General features: G+C 50.4%; 27 protein-coding genes and 1 riboswitch. Of the genes, 13 read left to right on the top strand and 14 right to left on the bottom strand.

The window, feature by feature from the left end; genetic code table 11:
• Positions 1-3: 3 nt before the first annotated feature.
• Both ABGI61_RS14755 and ABGI61_RS14760 read left to right on the top strand, forming a co-directional pair.
• A complete protein-coding gene (locus ABGI61_RS14755) occupies positions 4-558 on the top strand; it encodes an MgtC/SapB family protein (RefSeq protein WP_347602420.1) in 555 nt (184 codons plus the stop codon).
• A 53-nt stretch (positions 559-611) separates the two neighbouring features.
• Entirely contained in the window at positions 612-2,162 is a 1,551-nt protein-coding gene (locus tag ABGI61_RS14760) for a cation:proton antiporter domain-containing protein (RefSeq protein WP_347602423.1), read from the top strand.
• Positions 2,163-2,230: 68 nt separating this feature from the next.
• Here ABGI61_RS14760 and ABGI61_RS14765 read toward each other — a convergent pair whose 3' ends face one another.
• The 3 genes from ABGI61_RS14765 to glpK all read right to left on the bottom strand — a co-directional run bounded on the left by ABGI61_RS14765 (position 2,231) and on the right by glpK (position 5,075).
• A complete protein-coding gene (locus ABGI61_RS14765) occupies positions 2,231-2,602 on the bottom strand; it encodes a DUF3718 domain-containing protein (RefSeq protein ID WP_347602426.1) in 372 nt (123 codons plus the stop codon).
• A 118-nt stretch (positions 2,603-2,720) separates the two neighbouring features.
• Positions 2,721-2,816, bottom strand: a riboswitch (cyclic di-GMP riboswitch).
• Positions 2,817-2,896: 80 nt separating this feature from the next.
• On the bottom strand, positions 2,897-3,532 hold the full coding sequence (locus tag ABGI61_RS14770) for a pyroglutamyl-peptidase I (protein ID WP_347602429.1): 636 nt from the start codon (positions 3,530-3,532) through the stop codon (positions 2,897-2,899).
• Between the two features lie 46 nt (positions 3,533-3,578).
• Positions 3,579-5,075: a glycerol kinase GlpK gene (gene glpK / locus ABGI61_RS14775; protein WP_347602432.1), complete on the bottom strand. Its 1,497-nt coding sequence runs from the start codon at positions 5,073-5,075 to the stop codon at positions 3,579-3,581.
• 88 nt (positions 5,076-5,163) lie between these two features.
• Here glpK and ABGI61_RS14780 point away from each other — a divergent pair, with 88 nt between their 5' ends.
• On the top strand, positions 5,164-5,484 hold the full coding sequence (locus ABGI61_RS14780) for a DUF1840 family protein (RefSeq protein ID WP_347602435.1): 321 nt from the start codon (positions 5,164-5,166) through the stop codon (positions 5,482-5,484).
• Here the strand turns inward: ABGI61_RS14780 and ABGI61_RS14785 are convergent, their stop codons facing one another.
• The 7 genes from ABGI61_RS14785 to ABGI61_RS14815 form a co-directional block, all read right to left on the bottom strand.
• Positions 5,485-6,321, bottom strand: coding sequence for a tetratricopeptide repeat protein (locus ABGI61_RS14785; RefSeq protein ID WP_347602437.1), 837 nt, complete (start codon positions 6,319-6,321; stop codon positions 5,485-5,487).
• Between the two features lie 224 nt (positions 6,322-6,545).
• Entirely contained in the window at positions 6,546-7,781 is a 1,236-nt protein-coding gene (locus ABGI61_RS14790) for a sensor histidine kinase (protein WP_347602440.1), read from the bottom strand.
• Between the two features lie 88 nt (positions 7,782-7,869).
• The gene (locus tag ABGI61_RS14795) at positions 7,870-9,192 is read right to left on the bottom strand and encodes a sigma-54-dependent transcriptional regulator (protein ID WP_347602443.1); all 1,323 of its coding nucleotides are present in this window, start codon (positions 9,190-9,192) and stop codon (positions 7,870-7,872) included.
• A gap of 3 nt (positions 9,193-9,195) precedes the next feature.
• The gene (locus ABGI61_RS14800; protein WP_347602446.1) at positions 9,196-10,380 is read right to left on the bottom strand and encodes an FtsX-like permease family protein; all 1,185 of its coding nucleotides are present in this window, start codon (positions 10,378-10,380) and stop codon (positions 9,196-9,198) included.
• 12 nt (positions 10,381-10,392) lie between these two features.
• Positions 10,393-11,700 carry an ABC transporter permease gene (locus ABGI61_RS14805; RefSeq protein ID WP_347602449.1) on the bottom strand — a complete coding sequence of 436 codons (1,308 nt, stop codon included), beginning with the start codon at positions 11,698-11,700 and terminating at the stop codon, positions 10,393-10,395.
• 2 nt (positions 11,701-11,702) lie between these two features.
• Positions 11,703-12,404 (bottom strand): ABC transporter ATP-binding protein, encoded by a 702-nt coding sequence (locus ABGI61_RS14810; RefSeq protein ID WP_347602452.1) that lies wholly within the window; start codon positions 12,402-12,404, stop codon positions 11,703-11,705.
• Between the two features lie 26 nt (positions 12,405-12,430).
• On the bottom strand, positions 12,431-13,699 hold the full coding sequence (locus ABGI61_RS14815) for an efflux RND transporter periplasmic adaptor subunit (RefSeq protein WP_347602455.1): 1,269 nt from the start codon (positions 13,697-13,699) through the stop codon (positions 12,431-12,433).
• A gap of 208 nt (positions 13,700-13,907) precedes the next feature.
• On the opposite strand from ABGI61_RS14815, the gene ABGI61_RS14820 reads away from it, so the two are divergent.
• The 10 genes from ABGI61_RS14820 (at position 13,908) to ABGI61_RS14865 (ending at position 19,958) form a co-directional block, all read left to right on the top strand.
• Positions 13,908-14,840 (top strand): DUF3667 domain-containing protein, encoded by a 933-nt coding sequence (locus ABGI61_RS14820; protein WP_347602458.1) that lies wholly within the window; start codon positions 13,908-13,910, stop codon positions 14,838-14,840.
• 19 nt (positions 14,841-14,859) lie between these two features.
• A complete protein-coding gene (locus ABGI61_RS14825; RefSeq protein WP_347602461.1) occupies positions 14,860-15,210 on the top strand; it encodes a nuclear transport factor 2 family protein in 351 nt (116 codons plus the stop codon).
• 109 nt (positions 15,211-15,319) lie between these two features.
• Positions 15,320-15,463, top strand: a complete 144-nt coding sequence (locus ABGI61_RS14830; RefSeq protein ID WP_347602464.1) for a hypothetical protein — start codon at positions 15,320-15,322, stop codon at positions 15,461-15,463.
• A gap of 40 nt (positions 15,464-15,503) precedes the next feature.
• Entirely contained in the window at positions 15,504-15,842 is a 339-nt protein-coding gene (locus tag ABGI61_RS14835) for a tRNA-binding protein (RefSeq protein ID WP_347602466.1), read from the top strand.
• Positions 15,843-15,932: 90 nt separating this feature from the next.
• On the top strand, positions 15,933-16,556 hold the full coding sequence (locus tag ABGI61_RS14840; protein WP_347602468.1) for a hypothetical protein: 624 nt from the start codon (positions 15,933-15,935) through the stop codon (positions 16,554-16,556).
• 58 nt (positions 16,557-16,614) lie between these two features.
• Positions 16,615-16,908: a hypothetical protein gene (locus tag ABGI61_RS14845; RefSeq protein ID WP_347602471.1), complete on the top strand. Its 294-nt coding sequence runs from the start codon at positions 16,615-16,617 to the stop codon at positions 16,906-16,908.
• A 183-nt stretch (positions 16,909-17,091) separates the two neighbouring features.
• Positions 17,092-18,420 carry an amidohydrolase family protein gene (locus tag ABGI61_RS14850; protein WP_347602474.1) on the top strand — a complete coding sequence of 443 codons (1,329 nt, stop codon included), beginning with the start codon at positions 17,092-17,094 and terminating at the stop codon, positions 18,418-18,420.
• Positions 18,421-18,507: 87 nt separating this feature from the next.
• Positions 18,508-18,831 (top strand): hypothetical protein, encoded by a 324-nt coding sequence (locus tag ABGI61_RS14855; RefSeq protein WP_347602477.1) that lies wholly within the window; start codon positions 18,508-18,510, stop codon positions 18,829-18,831.
• Between the two features lie 58 nt (positions 18,832-18,889).
• Positions 18,890-19,393, top strand: coding sequence for a hypothetical protein (locus ABGI61_RS14860; protein ID WP_347602480.1), 504 nt, complete (start codon positions 18,890-18,892; stop codon positions 19,391-19,393).
• A 31-nt stretch (positions 19,394-19,424) separates the two neighbouring features.
• On the top strand, positions 19,425-19,958 hold the full coding sequence (locus ABGI61_RS14865; protein ID WP_347602483.1) for a hypothetical protein: 534 nt from the start codon (positions 19,425-19,427) through the stop codon (positions 19,956-19,958).
• 94 nt (positions 19,959-20,052) lie between these two features.
• Here ABGI61_RS14865 and ABGI61_RS14870 read toward each other — a convergent pair whose 3' ends face one another.
• The 4 genes from ABGI61_RS14870 to ABGI61_RS14885 all read right to left on the bottom strand — a co-directional run bounded on the left by ABGI61_RS14870 (position 20,053) and on the right by ABGI61_RS14885 (position 24,975).
• Positions 20,053-21,057 carry an ArsA family ATPase gene (locus tag ABGI61_RS14870; protein ID WP_347602486.1) on the bottom strand — a complete coding sequence of 335 codons (1,005 nt, stop codon included), beginning with the start codon at positions 21,055-21,057 and terminating at the stop codon, positions 20,053-20,055.
• A complete protein-coding gene (locus ABGI61_RS14875; protein ID WP_008223598.1) occupies positions 21,048-21,320 on the bottom strand; it encodes a cory-CC-star protein in 273 nt (90 codons plus the stop codon). The genes ABGI61_RS14870 and ABGI61_RS14875 overlap by 10 nt, the downstream gene beginning before the upstream one ends.
• The gene (locus tag ABGI61_RS14880) at positions 21,317-23,002 is read right to left on the bottom strand and encodes a carbon starvation CstA family protein (protein ID WP_347602489.1); all 1,686 of its coding nucleotides are present in this window, start codon (positions 23,000-23,002) and stop codon (positions 21,317-21,319) included. Before ABGI61_RS14880 ends, ABGI61_RS14875 begins: the two co-directional genes overlap by 4 nt.
• A gap of 95 nt (positions 23,003-23,097) precedes the next feature.
• Complete coding sequence (locus tag ABGI61_RS14885) at positions 23,098-24,975, bottom strand: tetratricopeptide repeat-containing diguanylate cyclase (RefSeq protein WP_347602492.1); 1,878 nt, start codon at positions 24,973-24,975, stop codon at positions 23,098-23,100.
• Positions 24,976-24,986: the final 11 nt, after the last annotated feature.

Genomic DNA, 24,986 nt, shown 5'->3' on the forward strand with positions numbered 1-24,986 from the left:
ACAATGGTTGATTGGCAGCAGGTGTTTGGTATTAGTCCTTTTGCTTGGACCGAGCTGGGCACGGCATTATTGTGTGGTTTTATCATAGGTTTAGAGCGGCAATTACGTGGTAAGCCAGCCGGTATTCGCACCAGCATTCTTATTGTGATGGGGACCTATGTGTTTATCGCTGCATCGATGTCGGTGAATAGTAATATGACCGACCCATCGCGCATTATTGGCCAGGTAATTACCGGCGTGGGCTTTTTGGGTGCTGGTGTAATGTTAGCGCGTGATGGCATGGTGATTGGTGTTACCTCTGCGGCAACGATATGGGTGCTGGCGGCTATTGGCGTATGTATTGGCATTGGTCAGGATCTCGTCGCGATCAAATTATCTGTTATGGTCGTGGCGGTGCTGGTGGGTATCGATATTTTGGAAAACTCATCATCGGCGATGCGTCGTGGTGTGCACCGCACCTACAATGAATGGCTACACCGGGCAAATGGGAGTTTGTTTGGCCGGCGAAAAGAGGATCAAGATGTTGCTTCAAAACCAGATATAGATGATCCACACTAATTGCGTTGAATTTATAAAACAAAGACTTACAACTAAAAAACTGGAATTAACGGATGCTTGAAGCGGTTTGGATAGGGTTTGCTTTCTCTTTAGGGTTATTGGTACGAGCGATTGGCTTGCCACCTTTAGTAGGGTACTTATTGGCGGGGTTTGTTATCTCTGCAACGGCTGCTGATTTAGATTTACCGGCAGAAGGACCTTCTATAATTCATCATGTCGCCCACTTAGGTGTGTTACTGCTGCTGTTTACCGTTGGTTTGAAGCTGAATGTTCGAAGCTTGGGCAAGCCAGAGGTGCTGGGTGGCAGCACCTTACATTTTGCGTTATCAATTATTCTTACCCTACCTGCGGTGCTGTTTATTTTCGATGTTAGCTGGTATCAGGCGTTAATGCTGGCTGTGGCGCTCGCATTCTCTAGTACTGTACTGGCAGCCAAAGTACTAGAAGGCAAACGTGAGATCCGCGCCTTTCATGGCCGGGTGGCGATAGGTATTCTGATCGTACAGGATTTGCTGGCATTGCTGGTAATGAGTCTGGCCAACGGCACTACACCATCCCCCTGGGCATTGCTGGTGTTTGCTTTGCCGTTGCTCAGACCTTTGTTATACAAGTTGCTTGATGCCAGTGGCCATGAAGATTTATTGATTCTGTTTGGCTTATTGTTGGCTCTGGTGATTGGTGGTAAAGGCTTTGAAATGGTGGGTTTAAGCTCAGAGCTTGGCGCGCTGGTGTTTGGTGCTATTCTGGCGAAACACCCTAGAGCTGGTGAGCTGTCAAAATCGCTGTGGAGTATTAAAGAGTTCTTTCTGGTTGGCTTTTTCTTGCAGATTGGTATCGACGGTTTACCGGATGCCAACGCTTGGCTATTTGCCTGCGTGATGTCGTTGTTGCTGCCTGTCAAAGCGATACTGTTTTTCCTGCTGCTTATTATGTTTAAACTGCGTGCCCGAAGCGCGTTTTTAGCCAGCATTAGTTTAACCAATTACAGCGAGTTTGGTTTGATTGTAGCCAGTGTAGTGTTACCGGAGTGGCTAATTCCACTGGCACTTACCGTGGCACTGTCGTTTGTTATCTCTGCGCCGCTTAACCGCATGGCGCACCCCTTGTACGATAAACTCTGTAATCGGCTGCTTAAATTTGAGCGTAACATTCATCACCCGGACGAGCAGCCAGTATCCCTAGGCGATGCTGACGTACTAATTATGGGTATGGGTCGTACGGGCACTGCTGCCTATAACTACCTGGCAAATAGCCGCAAGATTATTGCCATGGACTCGGATCCGGCCAAAGTGGCACAGCACCAGAAGAAGGGCATTAATATTTTCTATGCGGATGCCGAAGATCAGGTGTTTTGGCAAGGGCTGGATTTTGGCAAGGTTGAAGCGGTTATTCTGAGTATGAATGATGTTGAAGCGAAAATGATCGCGGCGAAAAAGCTAAGAGCGGCGGGTTTTAGCGGGTTTATCGTGTCGCACAGCATGCACAATGATGAGGCGCGTGACATTATCGAGGCTGGAGCCGATCAAACCTATTTGACCATGTCTGAGGCAGGGGTGGGTATTGCCGAACACGTAAAACAGCATTGTTTTAGCTTAAAGGCGTAGTTATAGCAATTTGCAGCTTAAATAAAAAAAGGCGCTATAAAAGCGCCTTTTTTAAGAATATCAATATATTAGCTGGCGCTACGCTCTTTGATAGCGTTGATGATTGGCGAGCTGGCAAAACCATTGCTGTTGGCCCACTCGATATCACCTGAAGCGGCTACCTGGCTGCCTGGTAACTGGCTGATAATAAAGCTGGCAGCGTCTGCAGCGTTGTGCTTGATAGCGTGGCGAACCAGTGGTAAACCGTCACATACGATACCATCGTACACGTTACGCAGGCGTAAACGGTTGTCTGATAAGGCTTTACGCAGATTGTTCTTGTTATCTGCCGCAACGTAAGAGCAGATAGACATGGCTAACTGGTCGTCGGCAGCAACCGGAGCACTGATAAATGAAGTAGATGCGATAACAGCGGCTAAAGTCAATAATTTTGCTTTCATATTCAAGCTCCAAAATGAGTTAAGGTTCAATCATCAGTGCAACACTTGTTGCAAAACACGAAAGGACATAAGGCATGTCGTTTAACTCTGACAGAGCAGAATAAACATCGCACTTAGCGACGGCAGCCCAGCTATCGTAGAAGTCAGCTTACTGACAACCTTAGACCTGAAGCTTTGCGTGTTCACCCTTTCGGGTGACTTGCCTTTCGAGCGTGCGCATTCTAATAAGCGCTTAATTTTTATGCAAGCGAAATTTCCAGCAAAACAAATATAATATTAACTTTAATCGCTTAGCTAAACAGCCCTGATGGCGGCAGTGCTGCTAGCGCATTGCTGGGTAACCAGTGTTAGCGCCTCGCAGGTAAGCCTCGCGCTAATGCTGGCAGCACCGGCAACGCGGCAAGCTTGTTTTGGCAGTAATGGCAGTTTTAGCAGAGCACCCTGTAAGTTAGTGTTCTGATGTTTGATATAGTGCATTAAACCATAATAGGCATGGTTGGCTACGCCGGTACCGGCATGGTAAGACAGCTGAGCTGGGATCTGTTGCTGTTGCAGGGAACTGACGAGTGCTGCCAGCGGCAGGTTGCTAAAGTAAGCAGCCGGGCCATGCTGTGCGGTCAGGCTGTCTTTGGCAGTCTGGTTATCCTGATCCGGGCTTAGGCAGTGGTTAATATTTAGCGCAACCTTTTCCAGGCTGATTTGTGTTTGTGTCGCATCTTGTGCCAGCAGCAACAGTACCGCCGGTTTATGCTGGGTAATCAGCTGCTCAAGCGCCACCAAACTGCGTTTAAATGCATAAGGCAGTGTAGCTAACTGCAGCTGATAGCCGTCAGTGCTGCCGGTCTGCACCAGCGGTGTTAACGCATTAAATAAGGTGTGCTTATCCTGTGGGCTGGCCGCATCCAACACGGCAAGTAGTATGGTACGCATCGGCGTTCTGCTCCTTCAGCTTAGCGCTGTTAACATACTACAGCCGTTATTGTATTGCCAGATCCAGCGCCAGTAGCGATGACACTGCGCGCTGCCAGCGCTGCTGCAACTGCTGTGCGCTATCATGGCTAAGTTGTGGCGACAGCGTCTGGCCAGCGCGCCATGCCTGGCTGATGTCCGTTAGTTTAGTAAACCAACCCAGCTGCAATGCCGCCAAAAAGGCGGCGCCCAGTGCAGTGGCGTCACTGTTGGCAGCAGGTTCAACCTTAAGCTGGCAGATATCGGCTAGCGCATGCAAAAACCATTGGTTTACCGTCATGCCACCATCAACCCGCAGCTGGATAATATTAATGCCATCACTTTGCATAGCCTGCAGTAAATCCTGGCTTTGATAGGCCACGCTTAATAGTGCGGCAGCACAAAGTTGTGGCGCACCGCTGTCGCGGGTCATGCCAAGCAGTGCCGCTTTTACCTCAGGCTGCCAATAGGGTGCCCCCAGGCCGGTAAAGGCCGGGATCAACAGTTCCGACTGCTGGTAATGGCTTTGGCTGGCCAGGTGTTCTGTGTCACTGGCCTTTTGTATCACGCCCAGCTTGTCGCGCAGCCACTGCACGGTGGCGCCGGCCATAAAAATGCTGCCTTCCAGGGCATAGGTCGCCTGGCCGTTCAGTTGCCAGGCCAGGGTGCTTAATAGTTTATGCTGGCTACGTAACACCTTATTACCAGTATTGACCACCGTAAAGCAGCCAGTGCCATAGGTGCTTTTACTCATGCCCGGCGCGGTGCAGGCCTGGCCCAACAACGCTGCCTGTTGGTCGCCAATCATACTTAATACCGGTATGGCAGTGCCGAACAGGTCAGTAGTGGAGTAGCCAAACAGGCTGGCATTATCCTTTATTTCCGGCAGCAGCTGCCGCGGGATATTAAACAGCGTTAACAGCTCGTTATCCCAATCATGCTGTTGCAGGTTAAATAGCAGGGTGCGGCTGGCGTTGCTGGCATCAGTGGCATGCACGTTACCGCCGGTCAGGCGCCACAGCAGATAGCTGTCGACGGTACCAAAACACAGCTCGCCACGCTCTGCTTGCTGGCGTGCGCCAGCAACATTGTCCAGCAGCCAGCGAAGCTTGGTGGCCGAGAAATAGGGGTCGGCCAACAAGCCGGTTTTTTGCTGTAGCAGCGGCTCCTGGCCGCTGATTTTTAACTGTTGACAATAATCAGCGCTTCGCCTGTCTTGCCAGACAATGGCCGGATATACGCAGTTGCCAGTGTCTTTATGCCATAAAAGGGTCGTTTCCCGCTGATTGGTGATGCCTAAAGCGGCAATATCAGCGGCACTCAATGCAGCTTGCTTAAGCGCCTGACGGATGCAGCTGACCACACTTTGCCACAGCTGTTCGGGGTCTTGTTCTACCCAACCAGGCTTGGGGTAATACAAGTTAATTTCCTGCTGCGCTTGTGCCACCACCTCAAGTTGGCGGTTATACACTATAGCGCGGCTGGAGGTGGTGCCCTGATCGATAGCGAGCAGATATTTTGACATGACGGTGACTTTTAACGTTATGCTTAGACAATTGCTCAGCCTAGCAGTAAATAGACAGGCTGCCTATAGCCGGTACGAGGAGCGCAGAATGATTGTCACTTTCAAAAGTAAAGCGAGTGGAGATATTGTCTACACTGCAGATGTGGCCTTAAAACTTCTTAATATGATGGGGCGTGATGATAAAGTGCCTTCCGCTTTATACGCTGAGGATGTCGCCCTTGCGCTTGAAGCGCTGCGCGCTGCACTGGCGCAGTATGTTGCTCGCCAACAACCAGAATCGGCCATCGACGACGATATACATCAGGACGCTGCGCAAAAGCGCAGCATTGCGCTAACGGTGCGGGCGCAGCCTTTATTACAGTTACTGGAAAAAGCGGCGAAAAAACACTGCCCGGTGCTGTGGCAATAATCAGTGTGGAGATGGATGAGTATCTTGTTGCATAACCACCATTAGCTCCGGGGTGCTCATCAGTTTTTGATACAGCGCCAGGTGATACTCACCTAGCACGCTGTCATTGACCTGCTTTAAATGCTCTGCCGCGCGGTGGTGGTGGCCATCCTGCCAGCTGATTTCAGCCAATCGAAGCTGATAAATGGCAAAATGGTTATCGTCCTGACCAGGGGTAAAATACTGCAGAGACTGCAGGTAATTTTGATAAGCAGCCTTAAAGTTTTGTTGTAACTGTTGGGTGCGGGCTAAATTGCCAAAAGCAATGATAAGCTTACCTTTGTGGCCTATGCTAAGGGCTGCCTCCAAGGCCTTAGCACGAAGAGATTCTGCCGCGGCTAACTCCTGCCATTGATGTTTTATCAGCGCCTGGTTTGAATAAAGCTCAAACCAAAATAGCGGGTTACGACTTTTGCCGTATTGCTGCTCCGCTAATGCCAGCAGTTTAAACGCTTGCGCCGGATCATTCAGGGTGTAATACAAATTGGCCAGCTCGACCAAACGCAGTGGCGATCCAAAATTGTCAAATACCCCTTCAAGTTTTTCTACCGCCAGGTTGGCAAAATGCCTGGCGTCATCTGGCCGTTTAAACCAGAACAAGCATTTGGCATGGTAAAAGTAAAGTTGCAGCAAAAACACATCGGGCCGTGTTGGCTGCTGCAGCAAGGCAGAGGTCTCAGCAAGCAGGGCATCAAAGTGGCGGTTATCAAAGTAATAATCTAACTGGTAGGATTTTATTTTGTACCAGGCGGCAGAATTTGCCGGCAATAACGCCAACGATTGTTCAATATGCGTCAAGCAGCCAGCTGGGTTTTGGCTTAGCGTTGTAGGGTCATGAGATGGCTGATTTTGACAGAATAGTTCATGATCACTTAGATGCTCTGCGCTGATTGTTGGTTGGGCAATACTGCCAACAATCAGAAAAACACCCAGACTTCGCGCAGTTAACCACATAATAACCTGCCAATATATTACGACAGGGCTATATTGCCTGTTGCTAAACTAATATACAACTAGCAAAACTAGGGATGCTCTGGCCGCATCGGCAGGCTAAGCTGCACTTGAAGTCCAATTGGGGTAGTACCAAGCCGGATATTACTTAGTTGGATACTACCGCCGTGTGCTTCAATAATGTCGCGGCATAAACTTAAGCCTATACCTGAACCACTGGTTTTGCTGGTGTAAAACGGCACCAGCGCATGTTGCAGCTGCTCATCGCTCATGCCGCCGCCATTATCGCGCACACTGATTAACAGCTCGGTGGCCAGTTCGCTAAAGCTCAGGCGGATAAGATGTGGCGCTGAGCCAGACTCATGCGCATTTTTAATAATATTCAGCAGTGCCTGCTGTAGCTGCTGTGCATCGGCTTGCCACACGCGTACGGGCAAGTCGCCGCTCAGCTCAAACTCGTATAGATCCTGCAGTTGGTTAACCAGCCTGGGCCAGTTAACCGGGCTAAGGCTGGGGCGGGGTAGTTTGGCGAACTGAATATAGCCCTGAACAAAGTGGTTAAGTGCCTGGCTGCGTTCACTTAGGGTGCTAAACAGGCCTGCCAGTTCGTTTTGTTGTAAGGCTCTGGCGCGCTGCTCACCGCTAAATGCCAGCGATGACAGTGGCGCTAGCGTATTATTCAGCTCGTGGCCTATGACTCTTAGCAATTTTTTCCACGCGTTCAGCTCTTCACGCTTAATTTCCCGTGTCATTGGCTTTAGCAAAATCAGCTGATGTTGCTGCAGATTTAACTGAAACTGACTAAGCGAGAAATGCCAGATGCTGTTATCGGGTAAATGCAGCAGGCCCTGCTGTTTGGCGGTTATAGCCTGTGCCAATAGCGGATGGGCGCTAAGTACAGTGTTAAGCTTGGCGCCGTCGAAGGCTTTACCCTGGCTCAGCAATTGGCGCGCTGCCGGGTTACTCATCAGGATAATATCTTGCCGGTCGGTCAGTAGCAGCGCACTGGGGCTGCTTTGTAACACCGTGTCCAGCAGTAATTCGCGCTGGTACAGCGTGGCCCGCTCTTTGCGCAGCTGGGCTGACATCAGGTTTAAACTGCCTGCCAGCGCGCCTAACTCATGCACAACAAGCTGATTGGCGCTGGTATTAAAGCTGCCATCCTGTAGGTTTTGTGCATGCAGGTTAACGGCGTCCACTTCGCGCCATAGCGGCGCTATTGCCCACCGTTGTAACAACGCCAGCACAATGCCGGCAGCAATAATAACGGCACTGAGGCGCCAGTCCGGCCTGTAAAACTGCTGCAATAAAAGCAGTAGCAGAGATAGCGCCAGACATACAAGGTCAAGCCGCCGTCGGCTGCCTAGGCGCAGTGCTGTGGCAACGTATTTGCGGTTAAGGCGCGGCAATGCCGTAATACTCCATGCGTCGGTACAAGGCCTGGCGGCTAATGCCCAGCTGCTTTGCCGCGCGGGAGACCACGCCGCCGGCTTGCTGCAGCGCCAGCTCCAGTGCTGCGCGATCAATATCATCCAGTGCCCGCTTGCTACCGGCACTTTCTGGTAAGCCCAGATCCTGAGCGGTGATCTCGCTGCTGCTACTTAACAGTAAAGCGCGCTGACAGACATTTTGCAGCTCGCGCACATTGCCCGGCCAGTTGTAGCTTTGCAGTAGCTGCTCAGCCTCTCGGCTTAGGGCTTTTTTACCGGCTAAAAACAGCCGTGCCAGTGGCAAAATGTCGTCTTTACGCTCTGCCAGTGCCGGCAGTGCCAGCTGCACCACATTAATGCGGTAGTATAAATCCTGGCGAAATTCGCCGCGGCCTATAGCCGCCGTTAAATCGGTGTTGGTGGCACTGATAAGCCGAACATCCACTTTGCGCGTGACACTTGAGCCTAAGCGCTCGAACTCGCCGGTTTGCAGTACACGCAGTAACTTGGCCTGACCGGCCAGTGACAAATTGCCAATTTCATCTAAAAACAGACTGCCGCCATCGGCGGCCTCAAAGCGGCCAATACGGGTTTTAGTGGCGCCGCTATAGGCACCGGCTTCGGCACCAAACAGCTCAGCTTCCATTAAATCGCTGGGCAGCGCGCCCATATTCAGCTTGATAAAGGCTTTATCGCGCCGTTTGGAATTGGCATGCAGTACATTGGCAATGCCTTCTTTGCCGGCCCCATTGGGGCCGGTGATCAGCACCGCGGCGTTTGACGGCGCCAGTTGCAGCGCCATCTGTAACAGCTGTTGCATCTGGCTGCTGGCAAATACCAGGCCGCATAAGTCTTTACCGGCAAAGCTGTTATGGCGTGCCTGCTCGGCCTTTTGCTGCTGCAGCGTCAGTTGTTGCAGCTTTAGCGCATTGGCTACGGTAAGCAGCAGACGCTGATCATCCCAGGGTTTGGCAATGTAGTCAGTAGCGCCGGCTTTTACCAACTCGACCACCATTTCCAGCTGAGTCCAGGCAGTCATCAGTACAATAGGAATAGCCGGATACTGCTGGCGTAGCTGGTAAAACAAGGTTTTACCCTGCTCTCCTTGCATCTGGCCGGTGCTGAAGTTCATATCCTGCAAAATCAGCTCAATCTGGTGTGCTGCCAACAGCTGCCAGGCCTGCTGTGGCGAGCTGGCGCATAGCACCTCGTAGCCTTGCAGCGCAAACAGGGTTTGCAGTGCCTGGCAAATCGGTTGATTATCGTCAATCACCAATAATTTCAGCATAATTTATAAGGCTTTAGTGGCAGTGGCCGGTGATACCCGGGTGGCAATGGCCGCAGGATACCATGTCGCAACAGTGACACAAAGTAGTAGCAGCATGGCAGCAATAACCGGCAACCACAGCGGCAGTGCAGGCAGTGTAATGACCTTTGCCAGTTGCTGTTGCAGCAGGTAACTGGCCAGTGAGCCAAGCAAGCCACCCACTGCTGTGGTAAACCAGCTTTCGCTGAACACCTCCAACAAAATGCGCTTTTTACTGGCACCCAATGCGCGTTTGATGCCAATTTCATTTTGCTGCTGTACGCCATGGAACAGGGCATGGCTGTAAGCAGAGATCATCGCCACCAGTAACATCAGCGCACTTAGCACCGACAGTAAAATAGCCAGGCCGCGCTCTTGTTCAAACACATCACGATGCAGCTGGCGCAGGCTAACAATCCGGCGAATATCAATTTCCGGCTCTACTTCGCGCAGCACGCTGCTTAGCTGGTCGCGCACCGCGCTAACGGCCGCCTTTTCGACTTGAAGCAATATACTATAGCCATAATCGGCGCGCCGTAAGTCGCTATTAATAAACAAACCGTGATAATGATCGCTGGCAAAACGCTGGTACATCATATCCGCCACCACACCTACTACAGTGCCGGCTGAGGTTAACTGACCCAGCGCCAGTTCGCTTTGGCCAAACAGCTGTTTAGCCAGCTTGTCGGTCAGCACAATATTACCGGCGTTTTTATCTTCTGCCGTTAACCAGCGACCATGCAGCAGCGTCATTTGCAGAGTGTCAAACAGCTCGGTGCCAGCAAAGTTATAGGGCACCATGTCAATATTCGTAGTATCTTCTTTGCCATCAACATAGACATTACCGTTCATACCACCAAATAATAGTGGAGTTTGGTTACTAAAAGCAGCATGGCGTACACCGGGTATCTGGTTAAGCGCCGTTAGCTGTCGGCCTATCAGTTCGCCCAGCGCAGGGTGCACTATAAGGTTATCGTCGGTTGGTTTTAACTCAATGGCTAAGGTGGTATCCAGCTGTAAGCCGGTTGGCTGGTTGCTCAGCTGATACGCCTGCTGACTTAACAGCACACTGTTGCTCAGTAGTGCCAGCGTCAGCGTCAGTTGCACCAGCAGCAGCGCCGTGATGACTTTACGCTGCAATAACGATTTTATTAATAACGAAAGGCTCATCGGTAACTCCGTTTATTTCAACTGACGGTTTAAGCTGCCAAAAGACGCCCGCAGCGCCGGATAAAGTGTCACGAGATAACTGGCAAAAAAAGCAGTGGCTGCCATTGCGCTAAGCAACATGGGGTTCCACTGCGTTAAGCTGCGCGTGCTCGGCAACAGGCCGCTAATTAGTGCCATCGCGCCACTGGCTACCAGTAATGACAGCAGAAAAGCCAGGCTGCTGCTAACCAGTACATCGGCCAGCACCAGTTGTTGTAACTGGCTGCGGCTGGCACCCAGCGCCCGGCGCAGGCCAAACTCATATTGGCTGGCCAGGTAGCGGTTCAGTGCCAGGTGGCTGGCGTTAAACAAGCAAACAATTAAAAACAACAAGGACACCAGCGCAAAAGCATCTAACTGGCGGTTGCGGGCATTAAAGTGCTCAGTAATGTCGCGCATATTAGTTAGCCGGTTGGCTTCTGGTCTTGGGTGGCGGCCGGCGTCTTTCTCGTTTTGCACCAGCTGCTGCATAAACTGCTTATAAGCCGTTACCTGTGCCGGGTTGTCCAGCTGCACCCAGAACTGCGCTTGGAAAAAATCACCTTCACGGCCGTTCACGGCAAAGTTTTCGTTGTAGTCACGGCTATCGCGCGACATGGTAGTGGTGTTGGATTTAATCCCCAAATCGTAAGCGGTTTCCCACGGTAGATAGATATCGGCCGATGCCGAAGCGCCCAGGCCATTGGCAACATCGTACAGCCTTGGCAGCATGGCCCAGTCGTCCAGTACGGCGGCAATGCTAAATAGCTCATTGCCCAGCTGCAGAGTTTCACCCACCACATTGCTGCGGCCAAAAAAACGCTCGGCGGTGGCTTTAGCTAAAATGAGCTCGCGTCGTGCACTGTCATCGGCCCAGCGCTCACCATGTAAAATCGGCACATTAAACAAAGTAAAAAAGTCGCGCTGCGTTACCCTTAAGTGCACTGGTGTCGGCGTTTGGCCCGCTTTGGCCGGCAGGCGGGCATAACCGGCCGATTGATACATGCCTGCTTTGGCCGAAGGGATATCGCTGCGGCTTAATTTGGCCACATCCTGATAACTGAGCACCTTAAGTGGCTCGGTGCAGCTGTCACAGGGTTGCAGAGTGGAATTTATTTGCGGGTAAAACAGCGTATGGCTTTTTGCCGGCAACGGGTCGTGGTTAAGCCAGTAATACAGAGTGGCATTTGAGAAAAACATACCCAACCCCAGGCTTAAAATAAGCATGGTTAACAGGTAGGGGAGCGGCGCACGTTTAATATTACGTACCGCCAGGCTTAAAGCGTGTTGCAGCGCGTCCATGTTCAGGCTCCTTGTGCCAGCGCAACCGGCTGGTATAGCGTACTGTCGTGCAGCTGACCGTCGATGATCTGAATATGACGGCCGGCGCGGCGCGCCTGATCCGGGTCGTGCGTCACCATTAAAATGGTGCAGCCTTGCTGGTTAATTTTTTCCAGCAGTTCCATCACCTGACGGGCCATTAACGAATCCAGGTTACCGGTGGGCTCGTCAGCCAGCAAAATGCGCGGCTCACCGGCAATGGCGCGGGCTATAGCAACCCGCTGCTGTTGGCCGCCAGAGAGCTGGCCTGGCAGGTAATCGCGTCGTGCATGCAGGCCTACCAGTTCCAGTGCCTGCTCAATACGGCGTTTGCGCTCGACGGCCTTAAAGCCCCGATAGCGTAGCGGCAGCTCGATATTGTCGTAGATGCTAAAGTCTTTTATCAGGTTAAAACTTTGAAAGATAAAGCCGATTTTTTCATTGCGCAGTTTAGATAAGGCGGCATCAGATAAACCTCTAACCGACTGGCCATCGAGCAGATAGTCGCCGCTGTCAAAGTGCTCCAGCGTGCCAAGAATATTCAGCAAGGTAGACTTACCCGAGCCGGACGGGCCGGTAAGGGCGGCAAACTCGCCTTCGTTGACCTGCAGGTTTATCTGGCGCAGGGCATGGGTTTCAATCAGTTCAGTGCAAAACACCTTGGTTAAGTTGGTCAGCTGTATCATGGTTAATTCCTTGTTTTTCTTTGTTATTAGTTCAGGTTAACCCGCTCGGCGTCTTTAAAGTCGCCAAGGTTGGAGATAACCCACTGCTCGCCCTCAGTGGCGCCGCTTAAAATTTCTACCCACTGCACCGACAGCGCACCTAACTCAACCGGCTTGCGAATAGCCTGGTTATTCGCTACCTGATAGGCAATGCGCCCGGCGCCAGAACTGACAAAGTCGCCGCGGGCAATTTTCAGCACATTGGCTTTGTGGGCCAGGATCACCCGGGCGGTCAGGCGCTGGCTTTGACGCAGCGCTGTATTGTCGGCCTGGCTAAACCGCACTCTGGCGGTTACCTGGTTATTGCGCACTTCGGCCGCCACAGTGCTAATTGCTCCGGTCAGCTGCTGGTTACCGAGGTTAATTTCTACCTGCTGGCCGGGAGCTAAATCACGCGCATAGCTCTCTGGTACGGTAAGCTCGGCCTCGTATTGGCTTAAATCGATCACGGTCAGCAGCGGCTGGCCGGGTAGCACATGGCTTTGCTGCTCGGCTAACCAGTTACCCAACTGGCCGGTAACGGGGGCAGTAATATCCAGCGCGGCCACCTTGCGTTCAAGCTCACTGACCACCAGTTGCTGGCGGTGAATATCCTGCTCGCGTGAACGTTGTTCAAAACTCAGTTTGTCTTTAGCCAGCGTTACTTTACGTTTAGCGTGGTCAAATTCCAGCTCTGCTTTAGTCAGATTGTCTTTGGCAATATCAAAGTCGAGTTTACGGATCACGCCCATCTCTATCGATTGCGTAGCCCGCGCCAGCTCGCGTTTTGCTGCCAGCAGGTTTACCTGAGCGTTGTTCATCACCTGCTCAATATCCAGCTGCTGCTCGCGCGCCGCCAGCACCGCACGCTCGGCCTCACTTTGCATGCTGGCCAACACCGCCTGTTGCTGTTGTAAATCGTTTTGTAGGGTGGGGCTGCTAATTCTGGCCAGTAAATCGCCTAAAGTTACTGCCTCGCCCGGTTGTTTAAACAGCTGCACCTGACCGGTTTCCTGGCTGTACAGGGTGGGGGCGTTAGCCGCGACAATACGGCCTTGTACTGCGATATCACGTACTAAGTCGCCGCGCTGCACGGTAGCAAACTGTAGCTGGGCACGCGGTAACACCAGGCTGGCGCTTTGGCCGGTGGCCTGAAACAGCAAAACGGCTAACAGCGCCAGCACTGTGCCAGTTGCCGCCAGCGGCAGATAGCGGCGCCAAGCCGGTTTTGCCGGCCGCGCAATAATATGGTCTTGCTGTTCTGTACCCTGGATCATGTTTTATCCTTGTTTTGGTGTTGTTGCAGCGTTTGCTTCGATATAGCAGCTTTAATGCCAAAACTTAACTCATTGAATTTATAAACTAAGTTAAGTTTTGCGTTAGAATTTACGCTGTCCGCGGACAGTTTGAGTGTCCGTTGCCGTGCTGCGGACAACTATTGCTAAAACAATTGCTTAACGTAGAATCAACGCAGGAATAAGAAGCGTGAACAACAATATGGATACTTTGGCTCGTCAATGCGATAACTGTTTTACCATCTTACAGGGTGATTTTTGCCATCAGTGCGGGCAGGAAAAGAAAAGCTATATCCGTAATGTCAGCGGAGTGGTCACAGAGTTTTTCGGTGAATTCAGTAACTGGGACACCAGGGTCTGGCGCACGCTACTGCCACTGTGGTTTCGCCCCGGTTATTTAAGCCGCCGCTATGTCGATGGCCACCGCGTGCCTTATGTGCCGCCGCTGCGGCTGTATTTATTTACCTCGATAATCGCGTTTTTGCTGCTGGCAAAGTTATTACCCGACAACGGGGCAAACATTAATAACGCTAACGAAGAGCTACCCTCTGTTGTCAGTGGTGAACCTGTCTCGCCAGAGCAGTTTAAGCAAGAGCTGTTCAGTCAGATGCAGATCGAAGCCAAGGAGCAGGGTATGGCGCTGCCATTGTTATCAACCGAGACCAATAGCGAGTTTGAGCGCAAAATTGCCCAGTTAAGTGCTAACCCCAAACAGGCGATTAATAAGTTTTTTAGCCTGGCGCCACAGATGATGCTGTTGCTACTGCCACTGTTTGCATTACTGCTAAAGCTGGTTTATGTCCGATCTGGGCGCTATTACATGGAGCATTTAATCGTCGCGCTGCACAGCCACAGCTTTATTTTGCAGTTTTCGGTGCTGTATTTAGCGCTGGAACTGTTGGCGCAAAGCGTTAGCCTTGCGTGGTTGTCGCAAAGTGTTAAATGGCTGGCCAACGGCGTATTACTGTGGATGCCAGTGTACTTAATGCTGTGCCAAAAGTATTACTACCGGCAAAGCTGGGGTAAAACCTTAATAAAGTTCTGGCTGGTAAGCTCAGTGTATAACCTTATGGCACTAACGGCACTGGTAGGGCTGATTATTCTCAGCGTTTTATGGGCCTGAGTCGCGAGGTAAGTGAGGTATGACAAATCGTACTGTGCAACCAAGCCAACCTGTTCAACGTCAGTTAGAGGCGTATAATGCGAAAGATTTGCCCGCCTTTATTGCCTGTTACCATGTCGATATCCGCATTTACCGGATGCCGGCGCTGGAGCCGGCTATCAGCGGCAAAGATGCGCTGGCGCACTTTTACGCCAGTGAGCGTTTTACTATTGCGGCGCTTCGTGCCGAGGTATTGCAGCGAATGGTGGTGGGTAACAAAGTTATCGACCACGAGCGGGTGTATGGTATGACCGAACAGCCTTATGAGGTGATGGTGGTATACGAAGTGCAGCATGGCCTGATTCTAAACGCCTGGTTTTATCCGGCGTAGATCTGGTTAGTTAAACGCTTCAGGTAACTTGTATTTTATAGGGCGGTACAAGTATAAAAATAGTTAAGCCATATGCCGTAAGAGTATGGAATAAGTGAAGGGAAACAAAATGATTAACGCATTTAAACATTGGTGGAACAGCGTATCCAAAGCGCAACAAGTAGGCCTGATTGTGCTGGCAGCGTTTATCGCAGCAGTCCTTATCATGAGTTTTGGCGTGGTTATAGGCTCATCTCTGGGTAAGGCGCTTTAACTTTTAGGCTAAATTACCTAACATCTGAATAAGGCACGTTATGCAGAATATTGTGTGGGAAGATTTTCAACGGGTAGATATCCGCGTCGGCACTATTGTTGATGTTGAAGATTTTCCGCAGGCACGAAATCCAGCCTTTAAACTAAAAGTGGATTTCGGAGACGAGATTGGTATTAGAAAATCCAGTGCACAAATTACGGATCTGTATAGCAAAGAAACCCTGATCGGTAAGCAAGTGTTAGCCGTGGTCAATTTTCCCGCCAAACAAATTGGCTCTTTTATGTCTGAGTGTTTAGTCACTGGCTTTCATCAACCTGATGGTTCGGTCGTCCTTGCAACGGTAGATATGCCACTGCCTAATGGTTCGCGTTTGGCTTGAAAAGGTAATTGTTTGGCATTGAGTCGCATCAGGTGCGGCCTGTTCTAAAGTGTGAATGTTTTACGTAGTAGGAGTTTGGAGCACCCTTTAATGGATTTTGACAACAAAAAATACAAAGTCATGAAGCTACCGCACCCGGTGTTACTGCATTGGGTATTAAATCCCGGTTTGGCTTTTAATGAGCTTATTTTAGGTCAGCGCGTCCCTAAAATGACGTTGATTGACAAAACCAGCGATGCGCCCTTGATTGAAAGACAATATATCCCTTGTCCCCACTGCGGTTCTATCCATAGCGACAAGCTTTGGTCAAAGCCGGCAGCGTTTAAAAATTGGTTCGGCTTATTTTGCCCGACCTGTGAAAAAGCTATTCCATGTTTATGGAACCTGACTAGTCTGGTTGTCTTGTTTATAACCTTTCCAATTTGGGGCTGGTTTCGCCGCTCACTGGAGTCTAAGTGGCTCAGTGTTAAAAGAGAGCAGCATTTCAAGTGTGAGGATGTTGAACCAAAGACGGTTAAAGCCAACGATTGGTTAAAAATGGGGTTGGTATACGGCTTTCTCATGTTTTGTGTGATGACATTACCAGATATTGTCAGAGGCGAGGCGACAAGTAAGCACATTGCTTTTGCAATAGTTACTTGGTTGATTGCGGGGCTTTTGTTTGGTGGGGTAATGAAATTTATTCTGGGCCGTGGCAAACGTAAAGACCAATAGATACGGACGGTCTTCAAAACGAGCATTTTTGATAGAGCACATTTCTAGCATGGTAAGTATGGAATTCTCGGTAATAGTGTTAAATGCCATTATTATTCTGGTGGCTTATCTTTCGGTGTACCCCAAGCTGGCCGGCAATAGCTTTAATAAAATTGCTTTTTATGACCTGTTTGCCTCCGGCCTGGCGCTGGCTATTGTCGGCTCTAAATATTGGGGGAGTGGTCAGCTATTTAGCCTGGTGGTCGCTGACGTTAACTGGTTTTGGTTTACCCTGATCACTTACGCCATTATCGAAGTACCGGTAATGCTTTGGTATTTCAAGAAAAATAATGTGGATGTGAAGATAAAATAGTTCGCTTATCTGACTTGAAGCTGGGGCTTAAAGGACATTTAAATGCTAAGGAATAAAGGCGCTGGTTGGTTAAAACGAATCGGCATTGGTTTAGCTGTGATAATAATCGCAATTGCGGCATGGCTTTGGGTTATAGTTAACGATCTGCCAGACAGCCTTCAACCTAAACCTCGGCCAAACGGTGTGCTGTTCGATAATGTTCGCGTGCTGTCAATGGTGGACGAAGCGTCTGTATCGGCAGATCTGCAAGCGGTGTTGGTGCTGGGTGATAAAATAAGCCGTATTGCTGCCGCAGGTGAGATAGCCGCCCCTGAGGGTGTGCTGGTAATTGATGGTCGCGGGAATACCTTAATGCCGGGGCTTATTGATGCCCATATTCATCTTAACGACGAAACAGAACTGGCAGCCTATTTAGCGCATGGGGTTACCGGGCTGCGTAATATGTCCGGTTATCCGTTTCATTTGAGGCTAAACAAGCGTGTTGCCAAAGGGCAGCTACTCGCGCCAGATCTCATCACCACCGGGCCTATTTTGAACAGTCGCGGGCCTAACGCACTGATATTACAAACCACGGTTAGCAGCGCTGGACAGGCGCGCTTAGCTGTGCGGGCACAGTACAGCGCCGGCTACCAGCATGTTAAGGTGTATTCAAATTTAACCGCTGCAGCTTTTGATGCCATAGTGGCAGAAGCGGCACTACTGGGCATGACAGTAAGCGGACATTCACCGGAAGGTGAGAGAAGCGCAGGCATACCTTACACCAAACCTTTTCAGGTTCCATGGCTGGCCTCACTGGGGCAGGGGTTAACCACACTTGAACATATAGAAACCCTCGTTTGGCATGGTTTAAACGATAATTTAGACCACGAAGAAATGCAGCAGCTGGCGACGCTGCTTGCTGCGTCTGGCGAAGCGGTTACCCCTACCTTGTATGCGCATAAACGCCTGGTATTGATTGCCCAAAGCCAGGGCCAGTATTTAACCCGGCCGGGTGTAGATATGATTAACCCGCTAACCACCTGGTTTTCCAAAAGCGCCCAGCAGTATTGGAGCAATATGAACCCATCTGCCTATGAAGTGCCTCACGCCGAGTTTTTTCTGGCGGCAATCGGACTTTTGCACCAGGCTGGGGTGCCTTTGTTAACCGGCACGGATAGCGGCAGTTTTGGCATTATTCCGGGCGAGTCGGTTACACGTGAGCTTGAGCTGTTAGTAGCTGCCGGTATGTCACCTTTTGCAGCGTTAAATTCCGCCACACGGCTTAATGCAGAAATACTCGGTTTTCATAAAACCGGCATGATGTTACCCGGCTATAAGGCCAATCTTATTTTGCTGGCGCAAGATCCTTTAGCCGACATAACAGCGGTAGAGCAGCCACTGGGAGTGATGGTAGGGGGCTATTGGTTAGACGAAAACGCGGTTGAGGCACTAAAACTCTCAGCCCGTCAGCAAAAGACAAACACTTTTATCCGCTCACTGCTACGGGTAATTGAAATGAAACTCTTTACATAACAGCTGTGTAAATATTTGGTAAATTAACGCAAGGTTAAGTTAATTTGTGCCACTGTAATCAGCAAACATAATTACAGGAGAACACGCATGAAATTGATCCTTAGCCTGGCTATCAGCCTGACATTATTGATAGTTAGCACCAACGCTTCAGCCTGCGGCTTTCGGCTGGATAACGGCAAGTTATTACGCTGCGGCATGAATCGCATCGAGCTGTTATCACTGGCCGGTGAGCCGTTAAGTAAAGATATTGAAACGCTGGGTGTGGATACCGGCGAGCCGGTTAAAGGCGAGACGTTAGAAACCTGGTCTTACCGCTTGAAAGGCGATGTGGGCGGGCAGTTTTTGGTATCAGTAAGCCTGCAAGCGGGCAAGGTAACGGCGATAACGTCTAAACAACAAAGCCGGTTATAAACCGGCTTTTGCAACAATTGGATCTGACCCTCTGCATGTTATGTCATTAGGATAAAGTATGAGTAAATTTCTAATTTTACTGAGCCTTTTAGTTCCGTTTGGGGTTATAGCGACAATCCAGATTCCAGATAAATTTATTGCTGACGGGATTACACATGATATTGAATCCACTCCGTTAGAAGATTTGTTTAGTCACGACCAAATTCTTTTAATGCTGCAGCGTGATGGATGGTGTTCCGATAACTGGCGTGGATACAAAGCTGTTTGGGAATTAAGTGATGGAACTTTATATTTAAACTCTTTAGTTAAAAATGCATGTGATGAAAATCCGGAGTCCGTTGATCCTGTCCATTTTTTTGGTGAAAGTGAATTTCCGATTAAAGCTACATGGGTAAATAGCGTTATTGAAGTTAAAAAGTCTGAAATACGCTCTGTTACCAAAGAGCTGCCAAACGGTGATAAAGAATACGTGGGATATGATTATGATGCCGTCGTTTTTGAGTTTTCAGGCGGTAAGCTAGTGCAGAAATTAGAGAAAACCATTAAGAACCGCCGATATTGATATGAAATACCTTTCGAACAAAGATGCTTATATGACAAAGTTTGTTGTTATTTTGGTTGCCGCTTTACTAAACAGCTGCGCTAGTGTTCCGCTTGGAACAATGCTCGAATTCAGTACATTTGGCAAAGAGGATTTTGTAACGTTAGAGCCTTTGGAACTTAGGGCAAAAATACACGTTGATGAGCCTGTTCTGGCTGATGTAGCGAGTGCTGAGATGGTTCTTGAGCTTACCACTGATGAAGGCATCAGAGCGTTTACCTTTCCGTTGCTTTTGCTTAGCGAAGAAAAAATCGCACCGCAGGTCGGTTTTTTCTCAAGGTCAGTGGGAAAAACTGAATACACACTAAAACTTTCAGATGAAGCGGTAAAAAACTTTATCGCAACCCAACGCATTATTCAGGATGAACAGACCGGCTCAGTGAGTTTTTCAGTGACAACGGGTTTTCAGCAGTTTCCAAGTAACATGATTGAGATAGGTTTGTCTGTATTCTTGCAGCTGTCTGAAGAAGAAGGCTTTGTAACTTTATTTGATGCTGCAAAGTTAAACATCAATTATGACGGCTAACAACCGCAAGCAAAAAGGCGTCTGTTGGGCTCTCTATTCACGCTGTGCTAAGGTGCATAGCGTTCGTTAACGCTGGTTTACTCGCTCTTGTCAGCTATAAACCGGCTTGCTTCAGTAACCCAGCCATATGCTGCAGTGCGCTAAGTCCTTGAATATCTGTGGCTTGTAGCGGTACTTTATAGCGTGGCAGTTTGGCAAAATCCTGCTCTATCTGGGCTAAATGCACCTTTTCCTGCGATCGTCTGGCGGCGAGAAAATCACCATCGGCGCTGTCGGGCAGAATGCGGTTTACCACCAGACCGGCCAGTGGCAGCTTTTCTTGCTGTAAGCTTTGCACCGCGCGGCCGGTTTCTAAGATTGGCAGTTTTTCGGGCGTTAACACAAACAGCAGGGCAGTGCGGCTGGCATCGGTTAATACCTCGCGCGTGCGCTGCAGCAAACGTTGGCGGGCTAATAAGGTTTCGGTGATGGCTTTGTTGCGCTCATCCATGCCAGCGGTAGCATGCTGGTTTGGGTCGTCCAGTGGGCTGTCGATATCGCGGCCAGCTTTGGGCGTTAAATGGCCTAATACATCGCCCAGCTTCTCTGAGCGCTTATTGGCGTTTAATAAACCCTGCGTCCAGGCCGCCATGGCTTCAGGCAGGCTTAACAGGCGCAGGGTATGGCCGGTTGGCGCGGTGTCGAAAATAACCAGATCGTACTGGTTAAGGCCAAGCTCGATCACATTAGCAATACGCTCCAGCATGGCGGCTTCTTGTGCGCCGGGTGACTGGCGGGTTAAGCGCATTTGTCGCTCTATTTCGCCAAACATTTCCGGCCGGGTAAAGCGCTTTAGCTGGGCGGTGACTTTAGCCAGATGCTGCTCTACCTCGCGGTCGGGGTCGAGCTCTAAACCGTCTAAATTCCCTGCTAAGCGGGTAATATTGTCACCAATGTCACGGTCAAAGGCATCGGCTAAACTGTGCGCCGGATCGGTAGACACCAGCAACACTTTTTTACCGCGCTCGGCGGCCAGTACCGCCAGTGCAGACGAGGTAGTGGTTTTACCCACGCCGCCTTTGCCGCCAATCAGCAGCACGCGTTTATCCGTTAACAGCATTTAATATTGTCCAACGGTGAGTGTTCCATCCCCATGCGGGTATGCCAGTCGTGAAAGCGCTCCAGCAGCAGCGGTTGCAGCTCCAGCGTGTAATAACTGGCCGGGTTGGGTACACCCATCATTTCAGAGAAAATGAGCAGCATAAATAAATCATCCTGCTCACGTTTGGCGCGCGCTATCGCACTGCGATAGGGCGCGTTGTAGGCTTCTTCGGCATAAAAACTGGCCTGGCGGAACCAGGCCTTGAATTTATCTAAACTCATGTGTTTTGCGCGGCGGTTTTCGCTTTGTTGGCTTTAATCTGCTTGGTCAGCGCAGAGCTTGACTCCAGAATCACCAGCACGGCTGCAACCAGAATAATTAAGTCCAGCGTAAACAGGAACCAGTCGCCTTTCTCATAGAAGCTTTTCAGCTGAATTAATAAGCCAAGTGTGGTCATGGTAAGCAGGAACATCAAGGGCCCCAGCGTGTACCACATTGGCCGGCCCATTTTCACCAGCATGACCGTGATCACCAGCAAGGTTAAACCAGCCAGTAACTGGTTTGTGGTGCCAAACAGTGGCCAAATCATTAAACCGCCTGAGCCATCACCACCGGCACCAAAGGCCAGCAGTAAACAAGAACCGACCGCCAGTAAGGTAGCCGGCGCCGCTTTTTGCATCCAGCTGATGTTATAAATGCTGCCCCATTCCTGGAAGATATAGCGCTGCAGACGCAGGCCGGTGTCCATGGTGGTACCGGCAAACAGCACCACCATTACCGTGAGCAGGGTTTGTGATAACACCGTATCTAAACCAATACCGTTTTGCAGAATATTGGCACCGCCTTTAATAAAGGCCGACACACCGCCTTGGCCAAAGCTGTGGTAAATCGCCTGCCAGTCGGCCAGGGTAGCAAAACCGGCGGTAGCGGCAATAATGGCGGCCAGTGCCAGTGAACCTTCACCGACTGCACCGAAGTAACCCACAAAACGCACATCCGGCTCTTTATCAATTTGTTTAGAGGTGGTACCGCTGGATACCAGGCCGTGGAAGCCCGAGATAGCACCACAGGCAATGGTAACAAACAGCAGCGGGATCAGAGACGGCGTACCCTCTGGTACGTCAGTGTTAAAGGCGGGTGCTACCACGTCCGGGCTGGCCAGAATAACAGCGCCGTACAATAACCCCAGGCCGATAAACAGCTGAATTCCGTTAATATAGTCACGTGGTTGCAGCAGCATCCACACCGGCAGTAATGACGCGATAGCGGCATAAACAAATAGCAGGATGATCCAGGTCTGGTTGTCGCTTAATGGGCCAACCATTTCGGGCAGTGAAATAGGCAGCATAGGGCCAATATAGATCATGCCGTACAGTGCAATAACACCGACGATAGTCACCAGCAGCAGGCCCATATTTTTACGGTAAATAAGCTGACCGATAATCAGCGCCACCACGATAGCGCCCCATACGGGTATGGTGGCACTGGGGAAATTAATTAACTGACCGGCAATCACCACGGCAAACACCGCGTTTACCATCAGTAGCACCAGGAAAATAACGATCATAAAGATGCTGCGGGCGCGGTTGCCGACGATGTCACCGGTTAAGGCGCCGATAGATTTGGCTTTATTACGGCTGCTGGCCCAAATGGCGCCGGCATCGTGCACACCGGCAAAGAAGATAGTCCCAAACACCACCCATAAAAAGGCCGGTACCCAACCCCAGATTACTGCTATGGCAGGGCCGATTATCGGCGCCGCACCGGCAACAGAGGTAAAGTGGTGGCCCCATAAAATGTACTTATTAGTAGGCACATAGTCAATGCCATCTTGCATCTCATGCGCTGGCGTTCTGAAATTAGGGTCAACTTTAAAGATTTTTTCACAGATAAACTTGGAGTAGACGAAGTAACCCAGCGCCATGGCGCCAAGCCCCATCAACATCAAAAAAATGGCATTCATCTTTTAGCCTCAGTTGTGGTTGATTTTATTGTGGTTAGGGTCAGCCAAGCATAGTACAAAAAGGTGAGGCGGGCCGATATTAGACCAAAGTCGGGTTAAGCCGCTGCATGAGTTTGGTCGCGCCCGGCCGCTTTAGCCTGGTATAACGCATCATCGGCGCGGCTTAAACTGATATTTAACGGCTCATCGGGCCTGAACTGGCTAAGCCCTATACTGCATGTCACCCGCATTTTTCCGGGCGTATCGGCGAAGCTGATGTCGCTGATGGCCCGCCGCAGCCGTTCGGCAATAGTGAACGCCGCCTCGCTGTCGGTGTCGGGCAGCACAATTAAAAACTCTTCGCCGCCGGTGCGGCCAAAGTGATCTTGCTCACGCAGCATAGATGACACTGTCAGGCTCATTTGTTGTAGTACGGTATCACCAACATCATGGCCATATTTGTCATTTACTTGTTTAAAGTGGTCCAAATCAAGAATTAAGAAACTGAGCGGCTTGCTGGTATCGAGCGCTTTGACGCGCTCTTGCTCGGCCTGCATCATAATGCGCCGCCGGTTAGCAATGCCGGTAAGCTCGTCAGTCATTGCCAGCCGGTGTAATTTACGGTTACGCCGCTTTAATGACACAGCGAAGCTGAATAAAATCACCAGCAGCAGGGCAATCAGGCTAAGGGCGGCGTACTGCCAGCGCTGCGCCAGTTGCAGAGATGCCACATGTTGCTGCACCAGCTGTTTTTCAGCTGCCAGCTGCTGATTGCGCTCTTGCTGGCGCGCTGAGTCAAATTGAATTTTTAACAGTTGGCTTTGCTGCTCGCGGGCCTGTTGTTGTTGCTGTTGGTCCAGCTCGACATAGCGGCTTAGCCATTGATAGGCCGTGTCGTTATCACTATTAGCGGCGTAGGCGCGGGCTTTTGCCCGATACAGCAGCAGTAAATAACGCGGGTTTGCTTCAATATTTAAATAGATTTCGGCTTCACGTAGGTAGGGTAAGGCCTGGTTGGCGCGCGCCGTTGCCGTCAGGCTCTGTGCACGGTACAGCGCTAACAGCCCTTTGTAGGTATTAAGCGCCGATATATCAACACCACTTAGTTGGTTAAGCTCCAGCTCGGCCTCGCTGGCAACACGTAGCGCCTCGTCGTAACGCTTAAGCAGGTTATAGATCCATACCAGATTCACTTTGCTGTAGCTTTGCCACAGCGGTTCGTCTAACTGCTGATACACCTCTATAGATTGCTCAAACAGGCCGAGTGCCTGCTGATAGTCGCCAAGCTCAGCGTAAGAATAGGCTTTTTCATGCATAATCATTGCATTACGAAATGCCTCGTCGGGTGAGGAAAATTCCAGCTCTGCCTGTTCAATGTAGTCCAGCGCATCGCGGTATAACCCCATACGGCGGTAGGTGGCCGCGATAGATAACACCAAATCACTGATATAAGGTTTATAGCCCAAGCCGCGCTGCAACTGGTAAGCGGTGACATAGTGCTGCATGGCATCGGCATAATTGCCACGGTAAGAGTCAATGTTGCCCAGCAGGCTTAAACTGATGGCCAGGCTTAGCGGGTTTTCACTGTCGCTGGCAGCCTGATAACTTAGCCTGGCTTGTTGCTCTGCTTCAGCTGAGCGCCCAAGCAAGCTAAACAGGTAATAGCGGCAGACATAATAATCGGCCAGCGCCTCACTGTCGCCACGCGCTCTGGCCGCGGCCATTTTTTCATTGCTATAACTAAGGCCTGCTTCGGGTTGATCGTAATAGCCCAGCGAACACTTTAACCGGTCGAACATCTGGCTACGTTCGTTATCGCCAGCGGGCAGGGCGTTTTGCAGCTCCGTCAGCGCAGTTTTGTAATCAGCAATACTAAAAAAATAACGCTCGCCACTTTCAATTTGCCGCACCAGCTCGTCAAATTGCCCGCCCTGTGCCCACGCCATGCTGCTAAGGCTAACTAACCATGCTGCACAGTAATGCCGAAGCGCCATAATAAGCCCTT

The sequence above is a fragment of the Rheinheimera fenheensis genome (genome assembly GCF_039871805.1).
Classification (GTDB): domain Bacteria; phylum Pseudomonadota; class Gammaproteobacteria; order Enterobacterales; family Alteromonadaceae; genus Alishewanella; species Alishewanella fenheensis.

Excerpts from the sequence above, each read along its gene's own strand:
- ABGI61_RS14755 (WP_347602420.1), top strand. The coding sequence starts at position 4 with ATGGTTGATTGGCAGCAGGTGTTTGGTATTAGTCCTTTTGCTTGGACC.
- ABGI61_RS14760 (WP_347602423.1), top strand. The coding sequence starts at position 612 with ATGCTTGAAGCGGTTTGGATAGGGTTTGCTTTCTCTTTAGGGTTATTG.
- ABGI61_RS14765 (WP_347602426.1), bottom strand. The coding sequence starts at position 2,602 with ATGAAAGCAAAATTATTGACTTTAGCCGCTGTTATCGCATCTACTTCA.
- ABGI61_RS14770 (WP_347602429.1), bottom strand. The coding sequence starts at position 3,532 with ATGCGTACCATACTACTTGCCGTGTTGGATGCGGCCAGCCCACAGGAT.
- glpK (WP_347602432.1), bottom strand. The coding sequence starts at position 5,075 with ATGTCAAAATATCTGCTCGCTATCGATCAGGGCACCACCTCCAGCCGC.
- ABGI61_RS14780 (WP_347602435.1), top strand. The coding sequence starts at position 5,164 with ATGATTGTCACTTTCAAAAGTAAAGCGAGTGGAGATATTGTCTACACT.
- ABGI61_RS14795 (WP_347602443.1), bottom strand. The coding sequence starts at position 9,192 with ATGCTGAAATTATTGGTGATTGACGATAATCAACCGATTTGCCAGGCA.
- ABGI61_RS14800 (WP_347602446.1), bottom strand. The coding sequence starts at position 10,380 with ATGAGCCTTTCGTTATTAATAAAATCGTTATTGCAGCGTAAAGTCATC.
- ABGI61_RS14805 (WP_347602449.1), bottom strand. The coding sequence starts at position 11,700 with ATGGACGCGCTGCAACACGCTTTAAGCCTGGCGGTACGTAATATTAAA.
- ABGI61_RS14810 (WP_347602452.1), bottom strand. The coding sequence starts at position 12,404 with ATGATACAGCTGACCAACTTAACCAAGGTGTTTTGCACTGAACTGATT.
- ABGI61_RS14815 (WP_347602455.1), bottom strand. The coding sequence starts at position 13,699 with ATGATCCAGGGTACAGAACAGCAAGACCATATTATTGCGCGGCCGGCA.
- ABGI61_RS14825 (WP_347602461.1), top strand. The coding sequence starts at position 14,860 with ATGACAAATCGTACTGTGCAACCAAGCCAACCTGTTCAACGTCAGTTA.
- ABGI61_RS14830 (WP_347602464.1), top strand. The coding sequence starts at position 15,320 with ATGATTAACGCATTTAAACATTGGTGGAACAGCGTATCCAAAGCGCAA.
- ABGI61_RS14835 (WP_347602466.1), top strand. The coding sequence starts at position 15,504 with ATGCAGAATATTGTGTGGGAAGATTTTCAACGGGTAGATATCCGCGTC.
- ABGI61_RS14840 (WP_347602468.1), top strand. The coding sequence starts at position 15,933 with ATGGATTTTGACAACAAAAAATACAAAGTCATGAAGCTACCGCACCCG.
- ABGI61_RS14845 (WP_347602471.1), top strand. The coding sequence starts at position 16,615 with ATGGAATTCTCGGTAATAGTGTTAAATGCCATTATTATTCTGGTGGCT.
- ABGI61_RS14855 (WP_347602477.1), top strand. The coding sequence starts at position 18,508 with ATGAAATTGATCCTTAGCCTGGCTATCAGCCTGACATTATTGATAGTT.
- ABGI61_RS14860 (WP_347602480.1), top strand. The coding sequence starts at position 18,890 with ATGAGTAAATTTCTAATTTTACTGAGCCTTTTAGTTCCGTTTGGGGTT.
- ABGI61_RS14865 (WP_347602483.1), top strand. The coding sequence starts at position 19,425 with ATGACAAAGTTTGTTGTTATTTTGGTTGCCGCTTTACTAAACAGCTGC.
- ABGI61_RS14870 (WP_347602486.1), bottom strand. The coding sequence starts at position 21,057 with ATGCTGTTAACGGATAAACGCGTGCTGCTGATTGGCGGCAAAGGCGGC.
- ABGI61_RS14875 (WP_008223598.1), bottom strand. The coding sequence starts at position 21,320 with ATGAGTTTAGATAAATTCAAGGCCTGGTTCCGCCAGGCCAGTTTTTAT.
- ABGI61_RS14880 (WP_347602489.1), bottom strand. The coding sequence starts at position 23,002 with ATGAATGCCATTTTTTTGATGTTGATGGGGCTTGGCGCCATGGCGCTG.
- ABGI61_RS14885 (WP_347602492.1), bottom strand. The coding sequence starts at position 24,975 with ATGGCGCTTCGGCATTACTGTGCAGCATGGTTAGTTAGCCTTAGCAGC.